11 protein-coding genes are annotated in these 9,806 nt (G+C 69.5%); 6 read left to right on the top strand and 5 right to left on the bottom strand.

Annotated elements, in window-relative coordinates:
* Nucleotides 1-420 (top strand): methyl-accepting chemotaxis protein (locus JHD63_RS20060; protein ID WP_233168481.1); only part of this gene is annotated, 420 nt, incomplete at its 5' end.
* A 52-nt stretch (nt 421-472) separates the two neighbouring features.
* Here JHD63_RS20060 and JHD63_RS20065 read toward each other — a convergent pair.
* From JHD63_RS20065 to JHD63_RS20085, 5 genes are all read right to left on the bottom strand, one after another.
* Nucleotides 473-1,042 carry a cytochrome b/b6 domain-containing protein gene (locus tag JHD63_RS20065; RefSeq protein WP_370590591.1) on the bottom strand — a complete coding sequence of 190 codons (570 nt, stop codon included), beginning with the start codon at nt 1,040-1,042 and terminating at the stop codon, nt 473-475.
* 13 nt (nt 1,043-1,055) lie between these two features.
* Nucleotides 1,056-1,343: a PepSY domain-containing protein gene (locus JHD63_RS20070; protein WP_198972574.1), complete on the bottom strand. Its 288-nt coding sequence runs from the start codon at nt 1,341-1,343 to the stop codon at nt 1,056-1,058.
* A gap of 26 nt (nt 1,344-1,369) precedes the next feature.
* Entirely contained in the window at nt 1,370-2,062 is a 693-nt protein-coding gene (locus tag JHD63_RS20075; protein ID WP_198972575.1) for a Fe2+-dependent dioxygenase, read from the bottom strand.
* Nucleotides 2,063-2,139: 77 nt separating this feature from the next.
* The gene (locus JHD63_RS20080) at nt 2,140-4,431 is read right to left on the bottom strand and encodes a TonB-dependent receptor (protein ID WP_233168482.1); all 2,292 of its coding nucleotides are present in this window, start codon (nt 4,429-4,431) and stop codon (nt 2,140-2,142) included.
* Nucleotides 4,432-4,599: 168 nt separating this feature from the next.
* Nucleotides 4,600-5,529 (bottom strand): recombination-associated protein RdgC, encoded by a 930-nt coding sequence (locus JHD63_RS20085; protein WP_198972576.1) that lies wholly within the window; start codon nt 5,527-5,529, stop codon nt 4,600-4,602.
* Between the two features lie 201 nt (nt 5,530-5,730).
* Between JHD63_RS20085 and JHD63_RS20090 the strand changes: the two genes are divergently transcribed.
* From JHD63_RS20090 to JHD63_RS20110, 5 genes are all read left to right on the top strand, one after another.
* Nucleotides 5,731-6,294: a Spy/CpxP family protein refolding chaperone gene (locus tag JHD63_RS20090; protein WP_198972577.1), complete on the top strand. Its 564-nt coding sequence runs from the start codon at nt 5,731-5,733 to the stop codon at nt 6,292-6,294.
* Between the two features lie 185 nt (nt 6,295-6,479).
* Nucleotides 6,480-7,028 (top strand): acyloxyacyl hydrolase, encoded by a 549-nt coding sequence (locus tag JHD63_RS20095; RefSeq protein ID WP_198972578.1) that lies wholly within the window; start codon nt 6,480-6,482, stop codon nt 7,026-7,028.
* A 55-nt stretch (nt 7,029-7,083) separates the two neighbouring features.
* A complete protein-coding gene (locus JHD63_RS20100) occupies nt 7,084-7,863 on the top strand; it encodes an endonuclease/exonuclease/phosphatase family protein (RefSeq protein ID WP_198972579.1) in 780 nt (259 codons plus the stop codon).
* Nucleotides 7,860-9,092: a cardiolipin synthase ClsB gene (gene clsB / locus JHD63_RS20105; protein WP_370590592.1), complete on the top strand. Its 1,233-nt coding sequence runs from the start codon at nt 7,860-7,862 to the stop codon at nt 9,090-9,092. Before JHD63_RS20100 ends, clsB begins: the two co-directional genes overlap by 4 nt.
* Before the next feature lie 6 nt (nt 9,093-9,098).
* The coding region (locus JHD63_RS20110) for a lysylphosphatidylglycerol synthase domain-containing protein (protein ID WP_198972580.1) at nt 9,099-9,806 on the top strand (708 nt) is incomplete at its 3' end.

Here is a 9,806-nt window from a genome sequence, read left to right on the forward strand (position 1 = left end):
GTCGCCAGCGAGGTGCGCAGCCTGGCGCGGCGCAGCGGCGAGGCGGCCAAGGAAATCAAGAACCTGATCGGCGCCTCCGGCGCCAAGGTGCAGGCCGGCGCCTCATTGGTGCAGACCGCGGGCAGCACCATGGGCGAGATCGTCGGCGCCATCCGCCGCGTGAGCGACATCATGGAGGAGATCGTCGCGGCCACCACCGAGCAGGCCTCGGGCATCGGCGAAGTCAACCAGGCCGTGTCCCAGCTCGACCGCATGACGCAGCAGAACGCCGCCCTGGTGGAGCAGGCCGCCGCCGCCGCCCAGGCCCTGCGCGAGCAGTCGGCGCAGATGACGCAGATGGTCGGCGTGTTCAAGGTCAGCGAAGTCGGCCTGCTGCCCGCGCACCGCGCGCTGCCGCAACTAGCCGGCGCGGCGGCATGACGTTCGCTATTAATTCAATAGCAAAAAGCCTGGATATTACCTGGGCTTGAGGCTAATTTTGCTCGGAATCCGCCGGCGCGCGGCGCTTGCGGCCCGAGAACATGGCGGCCACCAGGTTCTCGCGGTGGCGCAGGCTGGTGAACAGCACGCCGGCCAGGTGCAGCGCCACCAGCACCAGCACCGTCCATGCCAGCGCGCGGTGCAGCCGGTCGAGCCAAGCCATGCCCCAGAACATGTCGGTGGTGTAGAGCCAGCCGGTCACGCTGGTGGCGGCCACGCAGCCCAGCAGGGCCAGCACCATCCAGCCGCCCAGCGGGTTGTGGCCCAGGTAGCGCGGCTCGGTGCCGCGCCAGACCTGCAGCGCGTAGCGCCAGGTGGCGGCCGGCGCGCGCACGAAGCTGCCGAACCGCGCCGCGCCCCGCCCGCCAAGCACTCCCCACAGAATGCGCGCGGCCACCACCGCCAAGGCCAGGTAGCCGGCGGGCTCATGCCAGCCGAAGAAGCCCTCGGTGGACAGCCAGGCCACGGCGACCGAGGCCGCCAGGCACCAGTGCAGCAGGCGCACCGGCCGGTCCCAGACCCGCACGCCCGCGTCGTCGGTCCCTGGCGGCAGCGGCTTCACTGGCGCGCGCGCCTCAGGACGGCTGCTTGACCTCCGCCACCTTCTCGAAGGTCTTGGGGTGGAAGAACACCTCCACCCGCGCGCCCTTCTCGTCGAAGCCGTAGACCTCGTAGCAGTTGTTGCTCGTCTTGACCTGCCGCACCTTCCAGCCCTCGGCCACCAGCTTGCGCTGCAGCTCCATCTGCCCGCGCCACTCGGCCTTGGGGCTCTCCGGGTCGCAGCGGACGTCGCCGTGGGCATGGGCGCCGGCAGCGGCCAGCGCGGCGGCGGAAACGGTGAGGAGGCGGAGGAAGGGGTGCATGGAAGAAAACCTCGAAAGCGGTGGGATCAGACGTCGAGCCACATGCGCAGCAGGTTGTGGTAGGTGGAGGTCAGCCCGATCACGGACGGGTCGGTCTCGCCCAGGCTGTCGGCCGAGCGCAGCCGGCGCAGGTGGTTGTCCATTTCGAACAGCAGGCGGCGCTGCTCGTCGCTGCGCACCATGCTCTGGATCCAGAAGTAGCTGGCCACGCGGTAGCCGCGCGTGACCGGCTCGACGCGGTGCACGCTGGTGCCGGGGTACAGCACCAGATCGCCGGCGGGCAGCTTCACGCGGTGCTCGCCGAAGGTGTCCTCCACCATCAGCTCGCCGCCGTCGTACTCGTCGGGCTCGGACAGGAACAGCGTGCAGGACACGTCGGTGCGCACCCGGCCCGCGCCGTTGCGCAGGTAGCGCACGGCGCTGTCCACATGGTTGCCGAAGCTGTTGGCGGCGCCGCCATAGCGGTTGAACAGCGGCGGCGATATCTGCTTGGGCAGCGCCGCCGAGAAGAAGGTCTGGTGCCGCTCCAGCCCGCGCAGCAGCAGTTGCTGCACCGCCTGGGTGGCCTCGCAGGCCTCGGGCAGTTGCTCGTTGTTCTTGGCCTGGGCCGACTGGCTGCCCGCGGTGATCCGGCCGTCGCCCCAGGGGGCCTCGGCCAGGATCTCGCGGGCACGGGCCACCTCGGCCGGCCTCAGGACTTCACGTATGTGTAACAGCATGGCGTGGAATTATCCGGTGCGCACACAGGGGTCGTATTGCCCTCTGTCAACACGCGGCGTGAAGCCTCGGAGCATCGTCAGAACCGCATGCCGATCGTGGCCAGCACCTGGCGCTTGGGGCCGAGGATGGTGAAGCCCGGGTAGAGCTGGTCGCCGTAGGCCTTGTTGGTCAGGTTGTTGACGTTGATCTGGGCGAACACGTCGGGCGTGAACTTGTACTCGAGCAGCGCGTCGGCCACCATGTAGCCTGGCACGCGTGCGCTCGCCGAGGCGGCGCCGGTGGTGCCGCTGAGCGGGCGGTTCTCCGTGGCGCCGTGCGCGCCCAGGCCCACGCGCAGCTTGGGCGTGGCCTGGTAGGTGACCCAGAACGCGCCCGACTGCTTGGGCGTGAGGCCCACGCGCTGGCCGACCGAAGCCTGCGCGTTGGCCGCGCTGCCGGCCTGGTCGATCTTGGCCACCGGCACCCAGGTGTAGGACGCGTAGACCTCCCACTGCGGGGTCAGGCGGCCCACCACGTCCAGCTCCAGGCCGGCGCTGTGGCGCTTGCCCGAAAGGGTGTAGGCCGAGCCGGCGAAGTCGGCGTCGGTGGTGCGCTCGTTGTACTTCTCGGTGCGGAAGATCGCGCCGCGGGTGGACAGCGCGCCGCCCAGCCAGTCGAGCTTGGCACCGATTTCGATGTTGCGGCTCTTCTCCGGCGGCGTGTTCGCGTTCTGCGGCGTCACGTACTGGTAGGTGTCGGCCGAAGTGTTGAAGGAGGTGCCGTAGGAGAGGTGGTAGGACTGCGTCGGCGAGGGCTGGAACAGCACGCCGCCGCGATAACTCCACGGCGAATTGGACAGATGGGTGCGGGTGATGCCGCTGGGCCTGTTCTGCACGCCGGCGGCATAGGCCAACTGCTCGAAATCGCCCTTGAAGTTGTCGTAGCGCACGCCGCCCAGCAGTTTCCAGGCCGGCGCCACCTGCACCAGGTCCTGCGCATAGACGCCGAAGCTGTTGGCCTTGTAGTTGCTGGAATTGCGCCACTGCGGCGACAGGCCGCTGCCGATCAGGCCGGCGCCGTCATCGGGCGTGCCGACCTGGGTCGGCGGGCGAATGCCGAGCGTGCTGCCGTTGTTCTGGAAGCGCACCGCCTCCTCGCGCGCGGCGTCGACGCCGGCCAGCAGTTCGTGGCGCACGCCCAGCGCGTCGAAGGCCTGGCTGTAGTCGCTCTGGAAGTAGGTCGCCTTGTAGCGGTCCTTGCGCGGCGTCAGGCCGCTGCGGGTCAGGAAGGTGTTCGGGTTGAGCGAGGTGACGGGGGGCGTGCCGGCCGGGCAGGTGCCGGTGGCGGTGGGCCTGGCGCCGCAGGCGCCGACGGCGGTGCTCCATTGCGCGCGCTCGAAGACGCCGCTGCGCAGTTGCGTGCGCAGCTCGCCGCCGTTGCCGAAGAGGTGCTTCCAGGCGCCGTGCAGGTAGTTGGCCTCGCCATCGACGAAGTCGGCCTTGGTGCCGTAGAAATCGCCCGGCTTGACCGGCGCCAGGCTGCCCGCGACGTAGCGCACGGCCGACATCGGCACGTTGTTGTTCTTCAGGTGGTAGAGGCCGACCGTGAACTCGTCGGCCGTGCCCAGGCCCCAGCTGTAGCTCGGGGCGATGCCGTTCTTGTCGATCTTGGCGCCGCCGTTGTCGGCCTTGTTGTACATGGCGTTGATGCGCAGCGCCGAGGTCTCGCCGGTGCGGATGTTGAAGTCGGCCGTGGTGCGGAAATAGCCCGCCGTGCCCACGGTGCCGACCACGTCGGTCTGATCGGCCAGCACCGGCTTCTTGCTCACCTGGTTGACCACGCCGCCCGTGGAGCCGCGGCCGAACAGCATCGAGGCCGAGCCGCGCATGACTTCCACGCGGTCGAGGTTGAAGGTGTCGCGGTCGTACTGCGACGGGTCGCGCATGCCGTCGATCATCAGGTCACCGGTGGAGGCGATCGGGAAGCCGCGCAGGCGGATGTCCTGGTCGGTGCCGTTCTCGGTGGCGGCGAACGTGATGCCGGCGGTGTAGTGCAGCGCCTCGCGCAGGGTGTCGAGCTTGACGTCGTCGATCAGCTTCTCGGTGAGCACCGTGATCGACTGCGGAATGTCGCGGATGTCCTGGTTGCCCTTGCCGATGGTGGTCTTCCTGGTCTGCAGCGCATCCTTGCCCTGCACCTCCGCCTCGGCCTTTTCGGTCACGGTCACGGGCTTGAGCGACTGCTCGGCCGGGGCCGTCTGGGCCCAGCTGCTGACCGAGGCCGCCAGCATCAGCGCGCCGAGCGGGAAAATCGCATGCTCGGCCGGCGAGCTGGTTCTGGCCGCGTCATTGCGCGGAGATGGCGGAAAAAGACGTGCGGAACGGACCAAGATGAGCCCCTTTGGCGTAGTAAGGTGTATGGAACAAGCGCGACCGCGCGAGCCCTCGCCTCGCCGCAACCGCGTCGCGAACGATTCTAGATACGGATGTGAACGACAATTAATCTCAATCAAACAATTTCGGCACAAAATGACACGCTTGGTTCGAAATTGTTGGAATCACGCAACAACGGCGGCGGGCAGGGGCGCCTGCTGGCCTTCCTGCACTTCTCCGCCCAGCGCCTCCAGCAGGTCCGGAATGAGCTTCTGCAGCTCTCCGGTGGCGATCGCCGCGTCGGTGTCGAAGCTGTCCTCCTTCTTGCCCGAGGTGCCGTCGAACACGCCTTCCAGGAAGCTGATCTTCTTGATCTGCATGCCCTCGGTCAGCAGAAAGGACACCCGCTCGTCCCAGGTCATGGCCAGCTTGGTCGGCAGCTTGCCCTGGGCGATGTGCTCGCGCACCTCGTCGATGTCCAGCGGGTGCCGCGCATAGCGCACCACGGCCTTGGATTCGTCGCTGGCCTTGAGTTCGCACTCGCGGTCCACGCTGAAGCCGGCCGGCGGCTCCTGGCTCACCAGCCATTCGGACATGGCCGCCACCGAGGTCACGTTGGTGTTGATCGGCGACACCGCGAAGCCCGCCATCGCCTCCACCAGCGCGCTCACCAGTTCGTCGGCCCGGCCCTGGCTGGAGACGCCCAGCACCAGCATGCGGGCGTCCGGGTCTATCCACACGGTGGTCGCGCCCTGCTTGGTGAAGGCCATGGGCAGCAGTTGCAGCAGCACGTCCTCCTTCAGCTCCTTGCTTTCCTTCTTGCCGGGCTTGCGGCCGGTTTCCTTCTCGATCCGGGCCACGCGCTCCTGCAGCTTGCGCCGCACCACCGAGCCGGGCACGGCCTTGGCTTCGACCATGTGCTTGAGGATCCACTGGCCGCCGATCGACTCGACCAGCGGCCCGTGCGCCTCGCCGCGCGGCTCGACCCAGCCGGCCGAGCGCTCCTGCGTCGCCCCGCAAGGCTCGAAACGGGCCTTGCCCAGGTTCTCTTCCAGTTGCTCCAGCGAGCCCGTCCAGCCGGGCGCGATGCGGTACACGATGACGTTCTTGAACACTTGCACTCTTTCCTGATGGCCGGCCCGTGCGGGCCGCGAGGGCGTATTGTCCGCGCCCCGCCGCAGCTCCTGCGGCCACGGCTGGTCATCAGGATTTACAGAAGACACATCGCAGCCGCACGCCGCGCTTACAAGCCACTTCGATACTGACCACAACCTGATGCCATGCGGCACCGGGGGTTTCTCAGAAAGGAAGCTCTCATGCGACTCACCGCCCGACACCTCCTCCTGGCCAGCGTGCTGGCATCGTCCGGCCTGGCCGCCTTTGCCCAGACCCCGCCGCCCGCGGACGGCACGGCGCCGCCGCCTCCGGCCGATGCGCGCCACCACGGGCCGCGCGGCCCGATGGCCCACGGTGAGCGGCCCGACCGCGCCGCGATGCAGCAGCGCATGGAAGCGCGCCTGGCGCAACTCAAACAGCGCCTGCAACTGACCGCCGACCAGCAGGGCGCATGGGACAGCTTCACCGCCGCACTGCGTCCCGGCGCGGGCGGCCATGCGCGCCTGGACATGGACCGCCAGGAGTTCGCCCGCCTCACCACGCCGGAACGCATCGACCGCATGCGCGCCATGCGCCTGCAGCGCCAGGCCGACATGGACCGCCGCGACGATGCGGTCAAGACCTTCTACACGGCCCTGACGCCGGCACAGCAGAAGGTTTTCGACCGCGAGGCCCTGCACGCCATGGGCCCGGAAGGCCACTGGCGCCATGGGGGGCACGGCCCCAAGGAGGGTCCGCGCAACGATCCTCCACCGGCCAAGTGAAAGTGAGCCTCGTGCCCCGGGCCTGCGCTTGCAGGCCCTTTTTTTGCCAAAAGGGCGCGCCGCGCAGGACTGGGCGTACCCGACCTGTAGGACGCCGGCACGAAACGCGATGGCATTGGCGGCGCACGACCATCTTTGTCTCTACACTGGAATTCGGCACGACGTCCTCCACATACCCTCTCTCCATGTCCACAGTGCGTTTCTCCGCTCTTGCCGCCGCCGCGACGGCGCTGCTCACGGTCCTGCCCGCGCAAGCCGAACCCACCCTCAAATCCGGCGTCTACCTGCAGTACGACCGGGCCCCGGACGACACCCGGGTCGGCACCATCGGCATCACCGCCCCGATCCAGTGGAGCAGCACGCTCTGGGGCACCAAGGCCGGTGCCTACTGGGACCTGTACTACAGCCGGCTCTCCTCCACCGGAGACGGGCGCAACGTGACCCGCATGGTCGGCCTGGTGCCGTCCTTCCGCTTTCGCTTCAACCAGGGCCTGTCCCCCTGGTTCGCCGACGCGGGCATCGGCGTGACCTACACCGACCGCATGTTCCGCACCCGAGAAAAAGAGTTCAGCACCCGCTTCAACTTCGCCTCGCACCTGGGCCTGGGCTACAGCTTCGGCACGCGCATGCAGCACGAACTGCAACTGCGGCTGCAGCATGTCTCCAACGCCGGCATCAAGGAGCCCAATCCGGGCGAGAACTTCGTGCAGCTACGCTACGGCTACACCTTCTGACCCCGGCCGGCGCCTTGTCCCGGCCAGCGCGCACCTTTTCCCGAACCCCCTCTTCATGACCGCCGCCAAGCCCTCCCCCGCCGATGCCCCCCTGAGCGTGCGGGTGCTCACCGTGAACATCCACAAGGGCTTCACCACGTTCAACCGGCGCTTCATGCTGCACGAGTTGCGCGATGCGGTACGCAGCGTGTCCGCCGACGTGGTGTTCCTGCAGGAGGTGCTGGGCACGCATGCCAAGCACCCAAACCGCATCGCCAACTTCCCCCCCGCGCCGCACTACGAGTTCCTGGCCGACAGCATCTGGTCGCAGTTCGCCTATGGCCGCAACGCGGTCTATGACAACGGCCACCACGGCAACGCGCTGCTGTCGAAGTTCCCCATCACGCACCACCGCAACCATGACGTCTCGATCAGCGGGCCGGAGCGCCGCGGCATGCTGCACTGCGTGCTGCGCGTGCCGGGCCGCGCGGCCGACCTGCACGTGATCTGCGTGCACCTGGGCCTGCAGGAGCACCACCGCCGCAAGCAGTTGCACCTGATGTGCGAGCTGATCCGCAAGGAGATCCCGGCCGATGCGCCGCTGGTGGTGGCCGGCGACTTCAACGACTGGCGCGCCCGCGCGCACGAGATTCTGCGCAAGGGCGCCGGCCTGCGCGAGGTCTTCGTGCAGGCCCAGGGCCGCGCCGCGCGCACCTTCCCGGCCAAGATGCCGGTTCTGCCGCTGGACCGCATCTACGTGCGCAATGCCGTGGTCCATGCGCCCTACGTGCTGCCGCGCCGGCCCTGGTCGCACCTGTCGGACCACGCGCCGCTGGCGGCCGAGCTGCTGCTGTGAGCCTGTTCCGGCGCGCGTACTGGGCCGGCGGCAACCAGTTCCGCCTGCTGGAGAACGGCGAGGACTTCTTTTCGCGCGTATTCGAGTGCATCGCCGCGGCCCGGCGCGAGGTGCTGCTGCAGACCTTCATCCTGTTCGAGGACAAGGTCGGCCTCGCGCTGCGCGACGCGCTGGTGCGCGCCGCGCGCAACGGCGCCCAGGTCGACGTCATGGTCGACGGCTACGGCTCGCCCGATCTCTCCGACGCGTTCCTGCACTCGCTCACCTCGCAGGGCGTGCGGCTGCGCGTGTTCGACCCGGCCCCACGCCTCTTCGGCCAGCGGGTGAACCTGCTGCGCCGCATGCACCGCAAGCTGGTGGTGGTCGACGGCGAGCGCGCCTTCGTCGGCGGCATCAACTACTCGGCCGACCACCTGGCCGACTTCGGCCCCGAGGCCAAGCAGGACTACGCGGTCGAGGCCACCGGCCCGCTGGTCGGGCACATCCACCGCTTCATGCTGCATGCCATCGCCCATACCGGCGAGGGCCGCGCCTGGCTGCGCCGCCGCCTGGCCACGGTGCGCACCGACCTGCCGGCCACCGGCAGCGCCCAGGCCGTGCTGGTCACGCGCGACAACCACCGCCGTACCACCGACATCGAACGCCACTACCGCGCGGCCATCCGCACCGCGCGCGAGCGCGTCGTCATCGCCAACGCCTATTTCTTTCCCGGCTACCGGCTGATCCAGGACATGCGCCGCGCCGCGCGCCGGGGCGTGGACGTGCGCCTGATCCTGCAGGGCAAGCCCGACATGCCCATCGTCAAGACCGCCGCCAGCCTGCTCTACCACCACCTGCTGCATGCGGGCGTGCGCATCTACGAGTACCGCGAGCGCCCGCTGCATGGCAAGGTGGCGCTGGCCGACCGCGAATGGTCCACCGTCGGCTCCAGCAACCTCGACCCGCTGAGCCTGTCGCTCAACCTCGAGGCCAACGTGGTGATCCGCGACCGCGCCTTCAACGAGCACCTGCACGCGCGGCTCGAACACCTGATGCGGCACGGCTGCCAGCGCATACAGGCCCGGGACCTCGACACAGCCTGGAGCGGCTGGCGCCTGGTGCGCAGCTTCCTCGTATTCCACATCCTGCGCTGGTACCCCTCCTGGGCCGGCTGGCTGCCGCGCTCGTCCCAGCGCGCGCGGACGGTGCAGGCCGCAGGCGCCGCAACCGACGAGGCCGGCCCGGCGTAACGCGCCATGGCGTTCTGGCAACGCCTGCAGCGCGCGCCCGCGTGGCCCTGGGCGCTGCGCGGCATCGGCCTGGCCTTCGTGCTGCTGGTGGCGGCGCTGCTGTACCGCCAGGCGCAGACGGTGGACTGGCCCGGCGTAGGGCGCGCCATGCAGGCGCTGCCCGCGCCGGTGCTGCTCAGCGCCGCCGGGCTGGCGCTGGCGAGCCACCTCGCCTACGCCAGCTATGACCTGATCGGACGCCGCCTGAGCGGCCACCGGATCCCGGTGCCCACCACGCTGGGCATCACGCTGATCAGCTATCCCTTCATCCTCAACCTGGGCTCGCTGCTCGGCGGCGTGGCCGCGCGCTACCGGCTCTACACCCGCCACGGGCTGGACAAGGGCCGGCTCGCGCAGGTCATCGGCACCAGCATTCTCACCAACTGGATCGGCTACTTCCTGCTGGCCGGCGTGGCCTTCTGGTGGTGGACGCCCCCACTGCCCGAGGGCTGGCAGGCCGGCGCGCTGCCGCTGCACCTGCTGGGCGCCGCCCTGGCCGCGCTGCCGGCCGGCTACGTGCTGCTCTGCGCCTGTCTCTTATACACATCTAAAGAGGGGGGGGGGGGGGGGGGGGGGGGGGGGGGGGGGGGGGGGGGGGGGGGGGGGGGGGGGGGGGGGGGGGGGGGGGGGGGGGGGGGGGGGGGGGGGGGGGGGGGGGGGGGGGGGGGGGGGGGG

It is taken from the genome of Xylophilus sp. ASV27 (genome assembly GCF_016428875.1).
In the GTDB taxonomy this organism is placed as follows: Bacteria; Pseudomonadota; Gammaproteobacteria; order Burkholderiales; family Burkholderiaceae_C; genus Xylophilus.

Bases quoted from the DNA above. Each gene is read 5' to 3' on its own strand.
- JHD63_RS20100 (WP_198972579.1), top strand. From the start codon at position 7,084: ATGACCGCCGCCAAGCCCTCCCCCGCCGATGCCCCCCTGAGCGTGCGG.
- JHD63_RS20095 (WP_198972578.1), top strand. From the start codon at position 6,480: ATGTCCACAGTGCGTTTCTCCGCTCTTGCCGCCGCCGCGACGGCGCTG.
- JHD63_RS20090 (WP_198972577.1), top strand. From the start codon at position 5,731: ATGCGACTCACCGCCCGACACCTCCTCCTGGCCAGCGTGCTGGCATCG.
- JHD63_RS20075 (WP_198972575.1), bottom strand. From the start codon at position 2,062: ATGCTGTTACACATACGTGAAGTCCTGAGGCCGGCCGAGGTGGCCCGT.
- JHD63_RS20070 (WP_198972574.1), bottom strand. From the start codon at position 1,343: ATGCACCCCTTCCTCCGCCTCCTCACCGTTTCCGCCGCCGCGCTGGCC.